General features: G+C 56.9%; 18 protein-coding genes. 5 read left to right on the top strand and 13 right to left on the bottom strand.

The annotated features are described in order from the left end of the window. The first annotated feature begins 74 nt into the window (after positions 1-74). The 4 genes from nirB to IM284_RS02720 all read left to right on the top strand — a co-directional run bounded on the left by nirB (position 75) and on the right by IM284_RS02720 (position 4,765). Complete coding sequence (gene nirB, locus IM284_RS02735; protein WP_028014653.1) at positions 75-2,618, top strand: nitrite reductase large subunit NirB; 2,544 nt, start codon at positions 75-77, stop codon at positions 2,616-2,618. After that, positions 2,615-2,941 carry a nitrite reductase small subunit NirD gene (nirD, locus tag IM284_RS02730; RefSeq protein WP_047367187.1) on the top strand — a complete coding sequence of 109 codons (327 nt, stop codon included), beginning with the start codon at positions 2,615-2,617 and terminating at the stop codon, positions 2,939-2,941. The genes nirB and nirD overlap by 4 nt, the downstream gene beginning before the upstream one ends. A gap of 135 nt (positions 2,942-3,076) precedes the next feature. Then, the gene (gene cysG, locus IM284_RS02725) at positions 3,077-4,450 is read left to right on the top strand and encodes a siroheme synthase CysG (protein ID WP_047367188.1); all 1,374 of its coding nucleotides are present in this window, start codon (positions 3,077-3,079) and stop codon (positions 4,448-4,450) included. A gap of 144 nt (positions 4,451-4,594) precedes the next feature. Next, positions 4,595-4,765, top strand: coding sequence for a YhfL family protein (locus tag IM284_RS02720; protein WP_008503029.1), 171 nt, complete (start codon positions 4,595-4,597; stop codon positions 4,763-4,765). A gap of 71 nt (positions 4,766-4,836) precedes the next feature. On the opposite strand, the gene trpS is transcribed toward IM284_RS02720, so the two are convergent. The 12 genes from trpS to IM284_RS02660 form a co-directional block, all read right to left on the bottom strand. Next, the gene (gene trpS, locus IM284_RS02715; RefSeq protein WP_023298773.1) at positions 4,837-5,841 is read right to left on the bottom strand and encodes a tryptophan--tRNA ligase; all 1,005 of its coding nucleotides are present in this window, start codon (positions 5,839-5,841) and stop codon (positions 4,837-4,839) included. Next, positions 5,834-6,595, bottom strand: coding sequence for a phosphoglycolate phosphatase (gene gph / locus IM284_RS02710; protein ID WP_047367189.1), 762 nt, complete (start codon positions 6,593-6,595; stop codon positions 5,834-5,836). Before gph ends, trpS begins: the two co-directional genes overlap by 8 nt. Next, positions 6,588-7,265, bottom strand: a complete 678-nt coding sequence (rpe, locus tag IM284_RS02705) for a ribulose-phosphate 3-epimerase (RefSeq protein WP_023333698.1) — start codon at positions 7,263-7,265, stop codon at positions 6,588-6,590. Before rpe ends, gph begins: the two co-directional genes overlap by 8 nt. Before the next feature lie 41 nt (positions 7,266-7,306). After that, positions 7,307-8,119 (bottom strand): adenine-specific DNA-methyltransferase, encoded by an 813-nt coding sequence (gene dam / locus IM284_RS02700; RefSeq protein ID WP_028014659.1) that lies wholly within the window; start codon positions 8,117-8,119, stop codon positions 7,307-7,309. Positions 8,120-8,186: 67 nt separating this feature from the next. Continuing rightward, positions 8,187-9,488 (bottom strand): cell division protein DamX, encoded by a 1,302-nt coding sequence (gene damX, locus IM284_RS02695; RefSeq protein WP_047367190.1) that lies wholly within the window; start codon positions 9,486-9,488, stop codon positions 8,187-8,189. Positions 9,489-9,580: 92 nt separating this feature from the next. Beyond that, a complete protein-coding gene (aroB, locus tag IM284_RS02690; RefSeq protein ID WP_041911921.1) occupies positions 9,581-10,669 on the bottom strand; it encodes a 3-dehydroquinate synthase in 1,089 nt (362 codons plus the stop codon). 57 nt (positions 10,670-10,726) lie between these two features. Next, the gene (gene aroK / locus IM284_RS02685; protein ID WP_003861630.1) at positions 10,727-11,248 is read right to left on the bottom strand and encodes a shikimate kinase AroK; all 522 of its coding nucleotides are present in this window, start codon (positions 11,246-11,248) and stop codon (positions 10,727-10,729) included. A gap of 286 nt (positions 11,249-11,534) precedes the next feature. Continuing rightward, positions 11,535-12,773 (bottom strand): DNA uptake porin HofQ, encoded by a 1,239-nt coding sequence (gene hofQ / locus IM284_RS02680; protein ID WP_047367191.1) that lies wholly within the window; start codon positions 12,771-12,773, stop codon positions 11,535-11,537. Continuing rightward, positions 12,685-13,089 (bottom strand): HofP DNA utilization family protein, encoded by a 405-nt coding sequence (locus IM284_RS02675; RefSeq protein WP_045259352.1) that lies wholly within the window; start codon positions 13,087-13,089, stop codon positions 12,685-12,687. The genes hofQ and IM284_RS02675 overlap by 89 nt, the downstream gene beginning before the upstream one ends. Beyond that, positions 13,079-13,534: a hypothetical protein gene (locus IM284_RS02670; protein WP_047367192.1), complete on the bottom strand. Its 456-nt coding sequence runs from the start codon at positions 13,532-13,534 to the stop codon at positions 13,079-13,081. Before IM284_RS02670 ends, IM284_RS02675 begins: the two co-directional genes overlap by 11 nt. 3 nt (positions 13,535-13,537) lie before the next feature. Beyond that, positions 13,538-14,032, bottom strand: coding sequence for a PilN domain-containing protein (locus tag IM284_RS02665; RefSeq protein WP_047367193.1), 495 nt, complete (start codon positions 14,030-14,032; stop codon positions 13,538-13,540). Then, the gene (locus tag IM284_RS02660; protein ID WP_047367194.1) at positions 14,029-14,805 is read right to left on the bottom strand and encodes a hypothetical protein; all 777 of its coding nucleotides are present in this window, start codon (positions 14,803-14,805) and stop codon (positions 14,029-14,031) included. The genes IM284_RS02665 and IM284_RS02660 overlap by 4 nt, the downstream gene beginning before the upstream one ends. A gap of 120 nt (positions 14,806-14,925) precedes the next feature. Between IM284_RS02660 and mrcA the strand changes: the two genes are divergently transcribed. Then, a complete protein-coding gene (gene mrcA, locus IM284_RS02655; RefSeq protein ID WP_028014665.1) occupies positions 14,926-17,478 on the top strand; it encodes a peptidoglycan glycosyltransferase/peptidoglycan DD-transpeptidase MrcA in 2,553 nt (850 codons plus the stop codon). Positions 17,479-17,557: 79 nt separating this feature from the next. Here mrcA and nudE read toward each other — a convergent pair whose 3' ends face one another. After that, positions 17,558-18,118 (bottom strand): ADP compounds hydrolase NudE, encoded by a 561-nt coding sequence (nudE, locus tag IM284_RS02650; protein ID WP_028014666.1) that lies wholly within the window; start codon positions 18,116-18,118, stop codon positions 17,558-17,560. Positions 18,119-18,244: the final 126 nt, after the last annotated feature.

The following is an 18,244-nucleotide window of genomic DNA, read 5'->3' as shown; positions in this document are numbered from 1 at the left end:
ATTTGATTTGCATCAATAAGTGCCCCTGCTGAATCGTTAAGGTAGGCAGTAATAGAAAAGAAATCGAGGCAAAAATGAGCAAAGTCAGACTCGCTATCATCGGTAACGGCATGGTCGGCCACCGCTTTATTGAGGATCTTCTCGATAAAGCCGATGCTGACCAGTTCGATATTACCGTGTTCTGTGAAGAACCCCGCAAGGCGTACGACCGTGTGCACTTGTCTTCCTACTTCTCTCACCATACCGCCGAAGAGCTCTCTCTGGTGCGCGAAGGTTTCTACGAGAAGCATGGCGTAAAAGTGCTGGTGGGCGAACGCGCTATCACCATCAACCGTCAGGAGAAAGTGATCCACTCCAGCGCCGGGCGTACGGTTTTTTACGATAAGCTGATCATGGCGACTGGCTCGTATCCGTGGATCCCGCCGATTAAAGGGTCGGAAACCCAGGATTGCTTCGTTTACCGTACAATTGAAGACCTCAACGCCATTGAATCCTGCGCACGTCGAAGCAAACGCGGTGCGGTTGTTGGCGGTGGCCTGCTGGGCCTGGAAGCGGCAGGCGCGCTGAAAAACCTCGGCGTTGAAACCCACGTTATCGAATTTGCCCCGATGCTGATGGCGGAACAGCTGGACCACATGGGCGGCGACCAGCTGCGTCGTAAAATCGAAAGCATGGGTGTGAAGGTTCACACCAGCAAGAACACCAAAGAGATCGTGCAGGAAGGCACAGAGGCGCGTAAAACCATGCGCTTTGCCGACGGCAGCGAGCTGGAAGTGGACTTCATCGTCTTCTCCACCGGTATTCGTCCGCGCGACAAGCTCGCCACGCAGTGCGGCCTGGCCGTAGCCCAGCGCGGCGGGATCATGATTAACGATACCTGCCAGACCTCCGATCCGGATATCTACGCCATTGGCGAGTGCGCCAGCTGGAATAACCGGGTATACGGTCTGGTGGCACCAGGATACAAAATGGCGCAGGTCGCCGTGGACCATATCCTCGGCAGCGAAAACGCCTTCACCGGCGCAGACATGAGCGCCAAGCTGAAGCTGCTGGGCGTGGACGTAGGCGGTATCGGCGATGCGCATGGCCGCACCCCGAACTCCCGCAGCTACGTCTATCTGGACGAAAGCAAAGAGGTCTACAAACGCCTTATCGTCAGCCAGGACAACAAAACCCTGCTCGGTGCGGTGCTGGTGGGCGATACCAGCGACTTCGGTAACCTGCTCCAGCTGGTGCTGAACGCCATTGAGCTGCCGGAAAACCCGGACGCGCTGATCCTGCCGGCGCACGCCTCCAGCGGTAAACCATCTATCGGCGTAGATAAACTGCCGGACAGCGCGCAGATTTGCTCCTGCTTCGACGTCACCAAAGGCATGCTGATCTCCGCCATCAACAAAGGCTGCCACACCGTTGCGGCGCTGAAGGCCGAAACCAAAGCCGGTACCGGCTGCGGCGGCTGTATTCCACTGGTGACTCAGGTGCTGAACGCTGAACTGGCGAAACAGGGCATCGAAGTGAACAACAACCTGTGCGAGCACTTCGCCTACTCTCGCCAGGAGCTGTACCATCTGATCCGCGTGGAAGGCATCAAGTCCTTCGACGAACTGCTGGAGAAACACGGCCAGGGTTACGGCTGTGAAGTGTGTAAACCGACCGTCGGCTCCCTGCTGGCGTCCTGCTGGAATGAGTACGTGCTCAAACCAGAACACACGCCGCTGCAGGACACCAACGATAACTTCCTGGCGAACATCCAGAAAGACGGTACTTACTCCGTCATTCCGCGTTCCGCCGGTGGCGAAATCACCCCGGAAGGGCTGGTCGCCGTGGGCCGTATCGCCCGTGAATTTAATCTGTACACCAAAATCACCGGTTCCCAGCGTATCGGCCTGTTTGGCGCGCAGAAGGATGATCTGCCGGAAATCTGGCGTCAGTTGATTGAAGCGGGCTTCGAAACCGGTCACGCATATGCCAAAGCGCTGCGTATGGCGAAAACCTGCGTGGGCAGCACCTGGTGCCGCTACGGCGTGGGCGACAGCGTGGGATTCGGCGTCGAGCTGGAAAACCGCTACAAAGGCATCCGTACCCCGCACAAAATGAAGTTCGGCGTCTCCGGCTGTACCCGTGAATGTGCGGAAGCGCAGGGTAAAGATGTAGGGATCATCGCCACCGAGAAAGGCTGGAACCTGTACGTGTGCGGCAATGGCGGGATGAAACCACGCCACGCCGACCTGCTGGCGGCGGATCTCGATCGCGACACGCTGATCCAGTATCTCGACCGCTTCATGATGTTCTACATTCGTACCGCCGATAAGCTGACCCGTACCGCTTCCTGGCTCGATAACCTGGAAGGCGGTATCGACTACCTGAAGTCGGTCATCATTGACGACAAGCTGGGTCTGAACGAACAGCTTGAGTCCGAGATGGCTCGCCTGCGCGAGGCGGTGATCTGCGAGTGGACCGAAACCGTCAACACCCCGGCGGCGCAGACGCGCTTCAAACACTTTATCAACAGCACCCAGCGCGACCCGAACGTGCAGGTGGTGCCGGAGCGCGAACAGCATCGTCCTGCAACCCCGTATGAACGCATTCCGGTGATGCTGGTGGAGGAAAACGCATGAGCCAGTGGGTAAACATCTGCAACATTAACGACATTCTGCCAGCAACCGGCGTCTGTGCCTTGCTGGGTAACGAGCAGGTGGCGATTTTCCGCCCTCGCCACGATGAACAGGTCTTTGCCATCAGCAATATCGATCCGTTCTTTGATGCCAGCGTGCTCTCCCGCGGTCTGATTGCTGAACACCAGGGTGAGCTGTGGGTCGCCAGCCCGCTGAAAAAGCAGCGTTTCCGCTTAACCGACGGGCACTGCATGGAAGATGAAAGCTTCTCCGTGAAGCACTACGACGCCCGCGTGAAGGACGGCAAGGTGCAGCTCAAAGCGTAACCCTCCGCCTTTCCAATAGGAAAGGCTTATGACCCCTTATGGGTAACGGCAGGAAAAACCGTATGTTCTGTACGATTCCTGCTGTTATCCTGACGTCAATTCTTACCCCCTCCTTGAATGCTGTGAGGTAACGTCGTGGACCACCTGCCGATTTTTTGTCAATTACGCCATCGCGACTGCCTGCTTGTAGGCGGCGGCGATGTGGCTGAACGCAAAGCGCGCCTGTTGCTGGATGCTGGAGCCCGACTGACCGTCAATGCCCTCACCTTCGCTCCGCAGTTTGACGTCTGGGCTCAGGAAGGGATGCTCACGCTGGTGCAGGGGGAGTTTGATGAGTCCCTGCTGGATACCTGCTGGCTGACGATTGCCGCGACGGATGACGATGAAGTGAACCAGCGCGTCAGCGACGCCTGCGAAGCGCGCCGGATCTTCTGCAACGTGGTGGATGCGCCGAAAGAGGCCAGCTTTATCATGCCGTCGATTATCGACCGTTCACCGCTGATGATCGCGGTGTCTTCCGGCGGCCGCTCGCCCGTACTTGCCCGCCTGCTGCGGGAGAAACTGGAAGCTATTTTGCCGCAGCATCTCGGCCAGATAGCCCACTACGCCGGGCAACTTCGCTCCCGCGTGAAGCAAACCTTCTCAACCGTGGGTGAGCGTCGTCGCTTCTGGGAGAAATTTTTCGTTAACGACAGGCTGGCGCAGTCGCTGGCGAATCAGGACGCGAAAGCGGTTGAAGAGACGACCGAGCAGCTGCTGAGCGAGCCGCTGGATCACCGTGGTGAAGTGGTGCTGGTCGGGGCTGGTCCGGGAGATGCGGGTTTACTGACCCTGAAAGGGCTCCAGCAGATCCAGCAGGCGGATATCGTGGTGTATGACCGCCTGGTCTCCGATGACATCATGAACCTGGTGCGCCGCGACGCCGACCGCGTCTTCGTCGGTAAACGGGCAGGCTACCACTGCGTGCCGCAGGAGGAGATTAATCAGATCCTGCTGCGTGAAGCGCAAAAGGGAAAACGCGTGGTGCGCCTCAAGGGCGGCGATCCGTTTATCTTTGGCCGCGGCGGCGAGGAGCTGGAAACCCTGTGCAATGCAGGCATTCCGTTCTCCGTGGTGCCGGGCATAACGGCGGCGTCCGGCTGTTCAGCCTACTCAGGCATTCCGTTGACCCATCGCGACTACGCCCAGAGCGTGCGTCTGGTGACGGGCCACCTGAAAACCGGCAGCGAGCTGGACTGGCATAACCTGGCTGCTGAAAAGCAGACGCTGGTGTTCTACATGGGGCTGAACCAGGCCGCCACCATCCAGGCGAAACTGCTGGAACACGGCATGGAGGCAGATATGCCGGTCGCGCTGGTAGAAAACGGTACCGCCATTACGCAGCGCGTGGTTGATGGAGTGCTGACGCAGCTGGGCGAGCTGGCGCAGCAGGTTCAAAGCCCGGCGCTGATTGTGGTGGGTCGCGTGGTTGAACTGCGCGATAAGCTGAACTGGTTCTCGAATCACTAACGCATATTCTCCCCCCTTCGAGTAGTCCTTAAGCGGACTACTCCCTTCATACCCCAGTCGATAACATACCGCTCGCATAGTGGAACTTTTCCATTTATTCCCTCGTGTTACATCCAATTTAAGATTTTTAGACAAGGAATGCGTATGTTCAAGCTGGCAAAAGCCGCCGTTCTGGTTGGCCTGTTATCGACTCTGACCGCCTGCACCGGTCACGTTCAAAATACTAAAAATAACTGCAGCTACGATTACCTGCTGCACCCGGCGATCTCCATTTCGAAGATCATCGGCGGTTGCGGCCCGGCGGCACAGCAGTAAGCGTTTTTCAGGCGTAAAAAAACCGGGGATTTCCCGGTTTTTTATTGAGTCCGTATTTGTCGGGTAGCGGCTTAAGGTTTCGCCACAAACCCAATCGCCTCGTACACCGCTTTCAGGGTTTCGGACGCGCGCGCGCTGGCTTTTTCTGCGCCCTCTTTCATCACTTTTTGCAGGAAAGCTTCGTCGTTACGGTAACGATGATAACGCTCCTGCAACTCGGTCAGCATACCGGAAACGGCATCAGCCACTTCGCCTTTCAGGTGGCCGTACATCTTGCCTTCGAAGTGTTTTTCCAGCTCAGGGATGCTCTGTCCGGTTACGCCGGAGAGAATGTCCAGCAGGTTGGAGACGCCCGCTTTGTTCTGCACGTCGTAGCGCACTACCGGCGGCTCGTCGGAGTCGGTTACCGCACGCTTGAGCTTTTTCACCACCGATTTCGGATCTTCCAGCAGGCCGATAACGTTGTTGCGGTTATCGTCAGACTTGGACATCTTTTTGGTCGGCTCCAGCAGCGACATCACGCGCGCGCCGGATTTAGGAATAAACGGCTCTGGCACTTTGAATACGTCGCCGTACAGCGCATTGAAGCGCTGGGCGATATCGCGGCTCAGCTCCAGGTGCTGCTTCTGGTCTTCACCCACCGGCACCTGGTTGGTCTGGTACAGCAGGATGTCGGCCGCCATCAACACCGGATAGTCGAACAGGCCAGCGTTGATGTTTTCAGAGTAGCGGGCAGACTTATCCTTGAACTGGGTCATGCGGCTCAGCTCGCCGAAATAGGTATAGCAGTTCAGCGCCCAGCCCAGCTGCGCATGCTCCGGCACGTGAGACTGAACGAAAATGGTGCTCTTTTCAGGATCGATACCGCAGGCCAGATAGAGGGCCAGGGTGTCCAGGGTGGCTTTGCGCAGCTTCTCAGGATCCTGACGCGCGGTGATAGCATGCAAATCTACGATGCAGTAAATGCAATGGTAGTCATCCTGCATGCTGACCCACTGACGCAACGCACCCATGTAGTTACCAATGGTCAATTCACCTGAAGGCTGTGCGCCACTAAAAACGATGGGCTTAGTCATTATTCAATTCCTGATGTTCACTGTGCGAAAGCCCGAGTGCGGGCAACAAATCTTTGAAGTGGTCGAACACAACATCCGGCTCACTCAGCGTAATGGCCTCACCGTAGTTGTAGCCATAGGTTAAACCGACGGAAGGACACCCCGCCGCTCGGGCAGCCAGAATATCATTACGCGAATCCCCGACAAAGAGCAGCTCCGCAGGCGTTAAGGATAATTTTCCTGCCACCAGCAACAGCGGCTCCGGATGCGGCTTTTTGTTCTGCACGTCATCCCCGCCTACAATCACGGAGAAATATTTCGCGATATTGAGCGCTTCCAGCAGCGGCGCAACAAACGGCGTCGGCTTGTTGGTCACCAGTCCCAGCGGGATGCCTTTTGCGTGCAGCGCGCTCAGGGTTTCCTGGACGTCCGGGAACAGGAAGCTCCCCTCCTCGACGGCCTCTTCATAGAAGCGATCGAACAGCTTGCGCAGAATACGCAGCTGCTCATGCTGCGGGATATCGGCGTGATCGACGCTTGGTTTCCCCTGCGCGGAACGCTGCGACGCGCGTTCCTGACGAGCCCACGTCAACGCCCGCTCCATCAGGACATCGGCACCGTTGCCAATCCACGTAATCACACGATCTTCGCCCGCAACGGGCAGTTCCAGTGCATACAGCGCCTGATCGACGGCGCTCGTTAAGCCCGGCGCGCTGTCCACCAGCGTGCCGTCGAGGTCGAATGCCACACCCCGAATTGCCTGCAATTTATCCATGACTTACCTTCGCCAGCTCGCGGCGCATTTCATCAATGACTTTTTTGTAATCCGGTTGGTCGAAAATTGCCGAACCTGCAACGAACATATCCGCGCCCGCTGCCGCAATTTCGCCAATATTATTCACTTTCACACCGCCGTCCACTTCCAGACGAATATCATAGCCAGACTCGTCAATGCGACGGCGCACTTCGCGCAGCTTATCCAGCGTGTGAGGGATGAACGACTGGCCGCCAAAGCCCGGGTTGACGGACATCAGCAAAATCACGTCCAGCTTGTCCATCACGTAATCGAGATAGCTCAACGGTGTTGCCGGGTTAAACACCAGCCCCGCCTTACAGCCGTTCTCTTTGATCAGCTGCAGCGTGCGGTCAACATGCTCGGAGGCTTCCGGATGGAAAGTGATAATGCTGGCGCCCGCTGCGGCAAAGTCAGGCACGATGCGGTCGACAGGCTTCACCATCAGGTGAACGTCGATCGGTGCGGTAATACCGTAGTTACGCAGGGCCTTGAGCACCATCGGACCGATGGTCAGATTGGGAACGTAGTGGTTATCCATAACGTCGAAATGGACGACATCTGCGCCAGCTGCGAGAGCTTCCGCCGTGTCTTCACCCAGGCGGGCAAAATCGGCCGACAGAATTGAGGGGGCAATCAAAAACTGTTTCATCCGCATCTCCTTGAAATGTGTTTACCGGCGGGCAAAACGGCTCAGGGGCGATAAAGAGCCAGGAGTTCGTCCACCTTTTTACGTGTGCCGCCGTTGCTGCTAATGCTACGCCGCACCTTAACCTGAAAATGCTTCGCGGCTTTGTACCATTCGCGCGTATCAGGGGTATCGTGATTTGAAATTAACACCGGAATTCTTTTGCTGACCAGTTTTTCCGCCATCTCCGCCAGGCGGGCCTGTTCGGCCGGGCTGAAGCTATTGGTGTGGTAGGCGGTGAAGTTCGCCGTCGCAGACAGCGGCGCATAAGGCGGATCGCAGTAAACCACCGAGTTTACGCCTGCCAGTTCCATGCACTCTTCATAGGAGAGGCAGTGGAACTCTGCATTCTGCGCTTTCTTCGCAAAATGATACAGCTCGTCCTGCGGGAAGTACGGGCGCTTATAACGACCAAACGGCACGTTAAATTCGCCGCGCAGATTATACCGGCACAGGCCGTTGTAACCATGACGGTTGAGGTAAAGGAACAGCAGCGCGCGGCGGAACGGATCCTGGCTCTGATTAAATTCCGTGCGGAACTGATAGTAAACGTCAGGGCTGTTGTTCTCTGGCGTAAACAGCTTGCGCGCCTCTTCCACATACTCATCGGTACGCAGCTTAACGATGTTATAAAGGCTGATAAGGTCGCTGTTGATATCCGCCAGGATATAACGAGAAAAATCGGTGTTCAGGAACACCGATCCCGCACCCACGAAGGGCTCGATAAGACACTCGCCTTTTGGCAGGTGCTTTTTAATATCATCGAGCAGGGGGTATTTCCCCCCTGCCCATTTCAGAAAAGCGCGATTTTTTTTCATGCTGACTAACTGATTACACCTTCTCCGGCTGTGGAGAAAGCTCCGACAGCATCCTGCGCTTTAAACATTACTTCAGATCGGCCTGCACCTGATGAATCGGCTTCGCCCACGGGTTTTTCGCCTGAACGTCTGCTGGCAGTGTCGCCACGGCGCGCTTCGCTTCATCTTTAGAAGCATACACACCGCTCACCAGCACGTACCACGGCTGTCCGTTACGGGTTGTCTGATAAACCACGTAGTTTTTCAGATTCGATTTCTTCGCCCAGCCGTTGAGGTTGTCATAGTTAGACGAACTGCTCAACTGCAGCGTGTAGTTGCTGGACGGTGCAGATTTCAGCGAACCGACGTTGCCAGCTGATTTACCTGCTGCAGCACTGGAAGCCGTCGCCGTTGCGGCAGGCGCAGCGGTGGCAGCAGGTGCCGTTGTGGTTGCCGTCGCTTTCGGCGCAGTCTGCGTGACTGGCGCTTTGGCCGGCTCGCTCACGGCAGCCGTTTCAGAGCGTTTCGGCTGTGCCGGTGCGGCTTTCACTTCAGGCGCTTTTACCACGGCCTGAGGCTTGGTTTCACGCTTCGGCTCAATGACCGCCTGCTTACGTTCAGGACGCGTCGCAGTTTGCGTCTGGCGCGGTTTAGTTTCCGTTGCTGCCGTCTGCGGCTGCGCGGTAGCACCGTGGATCGGCGCGACGGTTGCAGGTTCAGTTGGCAGCGTAGAGTTAACCACAACGTTATCAACCTGCTGCTGGTTTTGCGGCTGCATCAGCGCATTGTTCAGGTCTCCCTGAACTTCAACACGCTGCTGGCCTTCGGGCGTGACAGGTGCCTGGCCCTGAGCAGGCGTTGATGAAACGGGCGGCAGAGAAACATCCTGCGGCGTCGTTGTGTTGCTGGCAGTCTGCTCAGCGGAAGTGGTGCCCGGCGCTGGCTGTGCACCATTCGCCTGATCCGTCGCATCATTACCGGAGAGGTTGATGCTCTTCTCTGCGGAGGCGGTTTGTTCGGTTGAGTTGGTGGACGGTGCTTTCAGCGCAGAGCCAATGCCAACAATCAGCAGCACAAGCACCAGAACGCCAAGTCCCATCATGATGTACTGACGGGAGGCCGGTTTCTGCGCAGCGGCTTTTTTACGTTTACGCGGGCGACGCTCTACAGGCTGTTCGTCCATTGAATCTTCTTCGGACTCATAATCCTCTTCTTCTCGCTCATCACGCGCGTTGCGGCTGCGCGAAGGGCGACGATCGTCTGCATCCAGATCAACATCGTCAAAGTTGATCTGCGGCTCGTTATCACGTTCTGAAGATTGACGAGAACGACCAGTACGACGATCGCTGGGATCGGGTTTCAGCTCGTCTTCTGGTTTGAATTCATCCATTTAACACCCCACTCAAAGGCTTATGCCTACGTCTTTGCATTTCGCCTGAAGCTAAACGACCACCGATAACAGTGGCCTGACCTTTCTAGTTGTTACGCCTGCTGGCAATCAGCAATGGCGCCAAGAACGACATCGTGCGACACTCCGCCGCGCACTTCACTCTTCCCTATTGCAAGCGGGAGTACAAGACGCATCTCACCTGCCAATACTTTTTTATCGCGCATCATGTGGGGTAAATACGCCTGCGCCGACATCTCCTGCGGCCCGGTTACCGGCAAACCTGCACGTTCAAGTAGCGCAATGATACGTGCCGTCTCTTCCGGTTTAAACTGCCCAAGACGTTCAGAGGTGCGGGCTGCCATGACCATGCCAGCCGCGACGGCTTCACCGTGCAACCAGTTGCCGTAACCCATTTCGGCTTCAATGGCGTGGCCAAACGTATGCCCAAGATTCAGTAAAGCACGTAAGCCGGTTTCACGCTCGTCTGCCGCGACAACTTCTGCTTTCAGCTCACAACAACGACGAATGCAGTATGCCAGTTTCGCCTCATCCAGGCGCAGCAGCGCATCCATATTCTCTTCAAGCCAGTTAAAGAACTCGCCATCCAGAATAATGCCGTATTTGATCACTTCAGCCAGGCCAGAGGCCAGCTCGCGTTTCGGCAGGGTTTTCAGGCAGTCGAGATCCACCACCACCGACGCAGGCTGGTAGAACGCGCCAATCATGTTTTTGCCGAGGGGATGGTTGACTGCCGTTTTGCCACCGACAGAGGAGTCGACCTGAGACAGCAACGTGGTCGGGATTTGAATAAAACGGACGCCACGCTGATAGCTTGCGGCCGCAAAGCCGGTCAGATCGCCCACAACACCGCCGCCCAGGGCAAGCAGTGTTGTATCGCGACCGTGCGGTTTTTGCAGCAATGCGGTAAAGACGGTATCGAGTACCGTCAGGCTTTTATACTGCTCGCCATCGGGCAGAATCACACTGTCGACTTTTACGCCTGCCTGCTCAAGCAGGTGGCGCACGCGGTCGAGATAAAGCGGAGCCAGCGTCTCATTGGTGACCAGCATCGCCTGATCACCCGCTTTTAGTGGTAAAAAGGAAGCTGGGTCGTTAAACAAACCAGCCGCGATGGTGATAGGGTAACTACGTTCCCCGAGAGTAACTGTAATCCTCTCCATGACGCGACATCCACCTTTAATGCTTTTACCCGCAGGCGAGTGTATATAAAGCCAGAATCAGTTGCTTTCCAGCATATGAATAATCTGGTTTGCAACCACTTTAGCGCTCTGATCGTCAGTACGAATGGTCACATCGGCAATCTCTTCATACAGGGGATTGCGTTCGTCGGCCAACGCTTCCAGAACTTCGCGTGGTGGCGTTTCAACCTGCAGCAGCGGGCGCTTTTTATCGCGCTGCGTACGTGCCAGCTGTTTCTCAATGGTCGTCTCAAGATAGACCACTACGCCACGGGCGGAGAGACGGTTGCGGGTTTCGCGAGATTTCACAGAGCCGCCGCCTGTTGCCAGTACGATGCCCTGTTTTTCCGTGAGTTCGTTGATCACTTTTTCTTCTCGGTCACGGAAACCTTCTTCGCCTTCTACATCGAAAACCCAGCCCACATCAGCTCCGGTTCGTTTCTCAATCTCTTGATCAGAATCGTAAAATTCCATATTGAGTTGTTGAGCTAACTGACGCCCAATAGTGCTTTTGCCGGCACCCATAGGCCCAACCAGAAAGATATTGCGTTTCTCTGCCATTTTATCGGTACTACTAAGACTATTCGTTAATGGTAATCCCCGCTTCGCAGACACCCGGCGTAGCAGGACATGAACTGAAACCTCATATGCAATAGAGCGAGAGTCAGACTAAAAATTATCTCAATACTCCGGCTTGTTTGGCAACTGATTAAATCACCGCGCCGGACGCATAAGGTAATAAGACGTAAGTCCAACTCAAATCGGTACTCCTTGTATGCTAATTCATGCCCCACGTCAAACATCTGCAACAAACTGAATGCAAAATCATTGCGGGGATCGTTACCCGTTAGTGAATACCGACCAGACGTGGCGTAATAAACACCACTAACTCACGCCGCTCATTATCTTTTCCATCATGGCGAAAAAGCTGTCCCAGCCAGGGGATGCTCCCAAGCCCGGGCACGCTGTCACTGCCGGTTTTGTTCTTTTGCGAGAAAATTCCCCCCAGCGCCAGCGTTTCTCCACTTTTTACCTCCACCTGGGTTTCTATCTCCTGCTTATCGATGGCAAGCGTTTCGCCATCGGCCTGCTGCAGCACCTGTCCCGGCATGTTTTCACTGATGTGTAGCTTCAGGCGCACGCGCCCGCCGGGCAGTACTACCGGCGTGACCTCCATTCCGAGTACCGCCTCTTTGAACTCCACCGAGGTCGCCCCGCTTTCACCGCTTGAAACCTGATACGGGATCTCACTCCCCTGCTTAATGCTGGCCGGTTGCATGTGCGAGGCCAGCAGCCGCGGGCTGGCAATGATATCGACCTGCTGTTTTTGCTCCAGCGCAGAGAGCTCCAGATCCAGCAGCCTGCCGTTAATTCGCCCGATATTAAACCCCACATGCGTGGTAGCACTGGCCACGGAAAGATCGCTGCCAAGCGTCGTTAGCTGTCCAACCTTGCCCGCCTCAGTGGCCTCGGCAAGATTCCACTTCACCCCCAACTCTCGCAGGCTTTTTTCATTAATGGTGACAATGTGCGCCGCCAGTTCGACCTGCTCGACGGGAATATCCATCTGAGCCGCCCACTGCTGCAGCGCCTCCAGCACCGCCTGGCTATCCCTGACCAGTAGACGGTTGGTGCGTTTGTCGACAGATAAACTCCCCTTTGGGCTCAGGAGCTTTTCAGCCGCTTTTTGCAGTTCTCCGGCATCCGCATAAGAAAATGGGATGCTGTGCGAGACCAGCGGAGCATCAAGCTGTCGACGCGCTCGCTCCTGCTCTAAACGTTCCCGCTGTTCACGCTGCCAGGCCGCGGTATGGACATAATAAATACCGCCCTCCTCTCGTAAAACGAGTCCGGCGCTGGTGACTACCGTCTGTAACGCCTGCCGCCAGGGAACGCGCGTCAGGTTAAGCGAGAGCGTGCCGCCGACATCCGGCGATACCACCAGATTACGGTTCTCCTGCGCAACCAGCGCCTGTAGCACCTGAACCACCGGCACGTCATCCACCACCAGCGTGACCGGCTTTGGCGCGACTGCCCACAGCGGGCGGCTGAACGCCAGCAGCAACAGCACTATCCTTAACTTCATTTTTATCCTTTCCTTCTCGTTGCCACGCCCATTCTTCGGGATCGCATGTGTCACCCACATCAACAACCAGTTCCGTTTCATTGATGGCCGTTATCCGCCAGCCCGCCGGGAAACGATCGTGCTCTTTCAGACGATGCCAGCGCCGTTGCCCATCCAGCAAAATACCAACGCGCTGCTGCCCTCCCACCATTCCGCGGTAGTGCCACTGTGCCAGCTCGGCTGTGGCGCAGGGGTCGTCCGGCGGGCGAAACGGATCGCGCATGCCGGTCAACAGCAGCGCCGAGCAAACCAGCAGGTATCTCGCGCTATTTCGCATGTTCCAGCTCCAGCCTCAGGCGTAACGCCGTACTTTGTGGCGCAAGCGTGAAAGCAGCGACCCGCACATCCCGCTGCGCCAGCCGGGAAAAAAGAGGCGGGATCGCCTGCCACTGCGCCTCCAGCGCCAGTTCACCGCCGTTTTGCAACGGCTTCCAGTGAAGGAGCCTTGTACCCTCCCCCTGAAAATCGAGCGGTGAAAAGGGCTTTATCTCCAGTGCCGTCCGGGTTTGCGGGCTAAACGGCACCTGACTGGCGGTGGGCCACAGCGACGCGTTAGTCCGCGCCGCCTGGCTCAACTGCTGCCGCTGATCCGCACACTGCCTCTCTGCTGGCCGGAGCAATACACCCCATGCTGTCAGGCCCATCAGGAGAATACCCAGCCCCCCGCAGACCAGCCGACACCAGGGACGACTTTCACACCAGCGTTCTAGCAAGGTCTCCACGCATTACCCCTCGCTTTTCAGGTGCAGAGTGAACATCCAGCGCCCCTGGCTATCCTGCCGGAGTTCCCCCTCAGAACCGGGCGTAAAGCCGTCTATGTGCTCCAGCCCATTCCGCAAGGCAGAGAGCGCCTGCAGGGTAGTGGCATAGCCGATCAACATCAGAGCAGGAGGCTGATAACGCAGCTCTGTCAGCCATACCTGCGCAGGCATGGCCTCAGAAAGTGACTCCAGCACCGGTTGCCATGCGCGGCGTTGCGGCGTGCCCGCAGGGTTCTGCACCTCTGCGGTGGGTCGCTGGCGAGACACAAGACCACGCTGCACGGACTGCGTGCCCGCCAGTTGAGCCTGCAGCGCGCGCAGCGTTACCAGATGATTCATCCTTACGCTAAAAACGGTCACCAGCATGAGCAGCAATGCGCCGACAAATACGCCGCCCCAGAAACGCAGGCATCGCGCGCGCCGCTGCTGACGCCAGGGCAGGAAGTTGGTCACGTTCATTCAGGCACCTCGCTCATGGCCAGCGCCAGCGCGACGGTATAGTCAGCCCCGCATTCGGGAAGAGGCGCATGCCAGCGCTGCAGCGTTTCCCATGGGGTTCGTTCGGCATCAAAGAACGCGATGTCATTCTGATTGAGGGCCAGCAGCGCCGCCAGCTCAGTGACGTTTTCTGCTTCAGTGGTATAACGACGCCCCCACTGATGGCGCATAGCCCACAGCCAGTAATGCGCATCCCGCCAGGCGACGCACTGCGTCGGCGCTAACGAAGGCAGCAGGTTCGCCAGCGCGCTGGCATCCGGGGTGATGGTCGCCAGCCGCAAACGTAGCGTTTTCGCCAGATCAAGAAGCGTTTCAACCTCTTTGTTTTGTGCAGCAGTCACGTGAAACGTATTGCTGAAGGTGTCCTGGGTGTAGTCGAAACAGAGGGACTCTGTCGACATCTCCAGTTCGCGCGAAAGCGCCGCCCCCATCCACGAGAGCTGCTCGCTGTCGCGCAATGCAAGAGCCGGTCGGGGCAACGTTTTTTGCAGAGTCCGTGCAGCAGGAAAGGAGAGAAATACCCGGTGGTAGTGCGGGAGCGCTTTTCGCCAGTCGCGTAAGGCATCGGCCAGCGCTTCTGGCTGACAAATTTTGCCGTCACGAATGATGCCTTCGGCCAGAGAAATGGCCCACCAGCGGCGTAAGCACCAGCCGCCTCTCTCCCGGACCAGTGCCGTAATCAGCACCTTATCCTGTTGAATATGAACGCCCGTTTGCCATGTTTTGAAAGCCATGCTTCACGATCTCCTTATCGCCCGTCGCCTTGACGGCTATATCAATGAATCAGGCTTGCCTTTATACTACCGCGCGATTGTTTAGAAACTGCCCAAGTGAAACCAAATGGGAAATCTCCGGTGAAGTTCGTAAAGTATTTATTCATCCTTGCAGTCTGTTGCATTCTGCTGGGAGCAGGCTCGATTTACGGTTTGTACAAATATATTGAGCCACAGCTACCTGATGTCGCCACGCTCCGCGATGTGCGTCTCCAGATCCCAATGCAGGTCTATAGCGCCGATGGCGAGCTGATGGCGCAGTATGGCGAGAAGCGTCGTATCCCGCTGACCTTAAACCAAATTCCCCCCGTGATGGTGAAAGCTTTTATCGCCACGGAGGACAGCCGTTTCTACGAGCACCACGGTGTCGATCCGGTCGGGATTTTCCGTGCCGCAAGCATTGCGTTGTTCTCCGGTCACGCCTCCCAGGGGGCGAGCACCATTACGCAACAGCTGGCGCGTAACTTCTTCCTCAGCCCTGAAAAGACGCTGACGCGTAAGATCAAAGAGGTGTTCCTGGCGATCCGTATTGAGCAACTGCTGAACAAGGACGAGATCCTTGAGCTGTACCTCAATAAAATCTATCTGGGCTACCGTGCCTATGGCGTGGGGGCAGCCGCGCAGGTGTACTTCGGTAAGCCTGTTGAACAGCTCACCTTAAGCGAAATGGCAACCATTGCCGGTCTGCCAAAAGCGCCGTCCACGTTTAACCCGCTTTACTCGCTCGATCGCGCTACCTCACGTCGTAATGTCGTCCTGTCACGTATGCTGAGCGAAGGCTATATCAGCCAGAGCGAGTACGACCAGGCGCGTAACGACGTCATTGACGCCAATTATCACGCCCCTGAGATCGCCTTCTCTGCCCCTTATCTGACTGAAATGGTGCGCCAGGAGATGGTGAGTCGTTATGGCGACAAGGCCTATGAAGATGGCTATCGCGTGTACACCACCGTTACCCGTAAAGTGCAGCAGGCGGCTCAGGACGCGGTGCGCAATAACGTGATGGACTACGATATGCGTCACGGCTATCGCGGACCGTCGAACGTGCTCTGGAAAGTGGGCGAAAGCGCATGGGACAGCAAAAAAATCACCAGCACGCTGAAAGCGCTGCCAACCTATGGTCCGCTCCTTCCAGCCGTAGTGACGCAGGCCGATCCTCAGGAAGCCGTTGCGACGCTGGCGGACGGCACGTCCGTCTCCCTGCGCATGGACGGTATTCGCTGGGCGCGTCCATACCGTTCGGACACCCTGCAGGGGCCAACGCCGCGCAAGGTGACCGACGTGGTACAGGCCGGGCAGCAGATTTGGGTGCGCAAGTCAGGCGATGCCTGGTGGCTGGCGCAGGTACCGGATGTGAACTCGGCTCTGGTCTCCATCAACCCACAGAACGGGGCGGTAATGGCGCTGGTCGGCGGGTTCGATTTCAACCAGAGCAAATTTAACCGCGCCACGCAGGCGCTGCGTCAGGTGGGTTCCAACATCAAGCCGTTCCTCTACACGGCAGCGATGGATAAGGGACTGACCCTTGCCAGCATCCTAAACGACGTGCCGATTTCCCGCTGGGATGCCGGTGCCGGTTCCGACTGGCAGCCGAAGAACTCTCCTGCGGAGTATGCCGGTCCTATTCGTCTTCGCCAGGGTCTGGGGCAGTCGAAAAACGTGGTGATGGTGCGTGCCATGCGCGCGATGGGCGTCGACTATGCGGCAGAGTACCTGCAGCGCTTCGGCTTCCCGGCGCAGAACATCGTTCGCACCGAGTCGCTGGCGCTGGGCTCAGCCTCCTTTACGCCGCTTCAGGTCGCCCGCGGATACTCGGTGATGGCCAACGGCGGCTTCCTGGTTGACCCGTACTTCATCAGCAAAATCGAGAACGACCAGGGCGGCGTGCTGTTTGAAGCGAAGCCGAAAATTGCCTGCCCTGAATGTGATATTCCGGTTATTTACGGCAACACGCCGAAATCCGAGGTGCTCGAAAACAAGGACATGGAAGACCCTGCCGTTTCTCAGGAGCAGCCAAATATCGTCTTGCCGCAGCCGCAGCTGGAGCAGGCTAACCAGTCGCTGGTGGCGCAAACCGGCGCGCAGGAGTACGCCCCGCATGTGATCAACACGCCGCTGGCGTTCCTGATCAAGAGCGCGCTGAACACCAACATCTTCGGTGAACCCGGCTGGCAGGGTACCGGCTGGCGAGCAGGGCGCGATCTGCAGCGCCATGATATCGGCGGTAAAACCGGGACAACTAACAGCTCGAAGGATGCGTGGTTCTCCGGCTATGGGCCGGGCGTGGTGACGTCAGTCTGGATCGGTTTCGACGATCATCGCCGTGATTTAGGCCGTACCACGGCATCCGGCGCGATTAAAGATCAGATTTCCGGCTACGAAGGCGGCGCCAAAAGCGCGCAGCCGGCCTGGGATGCCTACATGAAATCCGTTCTTGAAGGCGTGCCGGAGCAGCCGCTGACGCCGCCACCGGGCGTGGTGACGGTCAATATTGACCGCAGCACCGGCCAGCTCGCTAACGGCGGTAATAGCCGTGCCGAGTATTTCATCGAAGGTACGCAGCCAACCACACAGGCGGTGCATGAGGTGGGTACAGAGATTATTGATAACGGCGAGACGCACGAGCTGTTTTAAGCATAAAAATGCCCGGTAAAAACCGGGCAAAGAATTGCAGGCCGGGTAAGGCGAAGCCGCCACCCGGCTTTTTTATGGCCTACAGCCGCCCTTGCCCCTTCAGCCACTCGCGAACCAGGAACAGCGCGCTCACGTTGCGAGCCTCGTTAAAGTCAGGGTCTTCAAGCAGATCCATCAGATGCGCCAGCGGCCAGCGAACCTGCGGCAGCGGCTCTGGCTCATCTCCCTCCAGCGATTCAGGATAGAGATCTTCAGCCACCACAATGTTCATTTTGCTGGAAAAATAGGACGGCGCCATGCTCAGCTTTTTCAGGAACGACAGTTCGTTCGCGCCAAAACCCACCTCTTCTTTCAGCTCGCGGTTTGCTGCTTCAAAGACCGTTTCACCCGGATCGATGAGCCCTTTCGAGAACCCAAGCTCGTAAGATTCCGTCCCCACGGCGTATTCGCGGATCAAAATCAGATGATCGTCGACGATAGGGACAATCATCACCGCTTCGCGCGAAGAGGGGCGCATACGCTCATAAACACGACGCACACCGTTGCTGAACTCCAGATCCACACTCTCGACGTTAAACAGGCGCGATTTGGCGACAGTTTCAACGTGCAGAATGGTGGGTTTTTGTAGTGGTTTGCTCATCTTGATGGGGTCTTAGCAGTGTGAACTGGCGTTATTGTGCGATATGCCGCACGGTTTCGGCAATGTCAATTGTTCTTTATTTACATTTATGCAACGCAGCAGGGATCAATCCTCAATTCAAAACAA

Source organism: Enterobacter cloacae complex sp. P12RS (assembly GCF_014895875.1).
GTDB classification, from domain to species: Bacteria; Pseudomonadota; Gammaproteobacteria; order Enterobacterales; family Enterobacteriaceae; genus Enterobacter; species Enterobacter bugandensis.
The sequence above is the reverse complement of the archived record's forward strand: the minus strand, read 5'-3'. Positions and strand labels throughout refer to the sequence as shown.

Coding starts and splice junctions, on each gene's coding strand:
- nirB (WP_028014653.1), top strand. CDS start 75: ATGAGCAAAGTCAGACTCGCTATCATCGGTAACGGCATGGTCGGCCAC.
- nirD (WP_047367187.1), top strand. CDS start 2,615: ATGAGCCAGTGGGTAAACATCTGCAACATTAACGACATTCTGCCAGCA.
- IM284_RS02720 (WP_008503029.1), top strand. CDS start 4,595: ATGTTCAAGCTGGCAAAAGCCGCCGTTCTGGTTGGCCTGTTATCGACT.
- trpS (WP_023298773.1), bottom strand. CDS start 5,841: ATGACTAAGCCCATCGTTTTTAGTGGCGCACAGCCTTCAGGTGAATTG.
- gph (WP_047367189.1), bottom strand. CDS start 6,595: ATGGATAAATTGCAGGCAATTCGGGGTGTGGCATTCGACCTCGACGGC.
- rpe (WP_023333698.1), bottom strand. CDS start 7,265: ATGAAACAGTTTTTGATTGCCCCCTCAATTCTGTCGGCCGATTTTGCC.
- dam (WP_028014659.1), bottom strand. CDS start 8,119: ATGAAAAAAAATCGCGCTTTTCTGAAATGGGCAGGGGGGAAATACCCC.
- damX (WP_047367190.1), bottom strand. CDS start 9,488: ATGGATGAATTCAAACCAGAAGACGAGCTGAAACCCGATCCCAGCGAT.
- aroB (WP_041911921.1), bottom strand. CDS start 10,669: ATGGAGAGGATTACAGTTACTCTCGGGGAACGTAGTTACCCTATCACC.
- aroK (WP_003861630.1), bottom strand. CDS start 11,248: ATGGCAGAGAAACGCAATATCTTTCTGGTTGGGCCTATGGGTGCCGGC.
- hofQ (WP_047367191.1), bottom strand. CDS start 12,773: ATGAAGTTAAGGATAGTGCTGTTGCTGCTGGCGTTCAGCCGCCCGCTG.
- IM284_RS02675 (WP_045259352.1), bottom strand. CDS start 13,089: ATGCGAAATAGCGCGAGATACCTGCTGGTTTGCTCGGCGCTGCTGTTG.
- IM284_RS02665 (WP_047367193.1), bottom strand. CDS start 14,032: ATGAACGTGACCAACTTCCTGCCCTGGCGTCAGCAGCGGCGCGCGCGA.
- IM284_RS02660 (WP_047367194.1), bottom strand. CDS start 14,805: ATGGCTTTCAAAACATGGCAAACGGGCGTTCATATTCAACAGGATAAG.
- nudE (WP_028014666.1), bottom strand. CDS start 18,118: ATGAGCAAACCACTACAAAAACCCACCATTCTGCACGTTGAAACTGTC.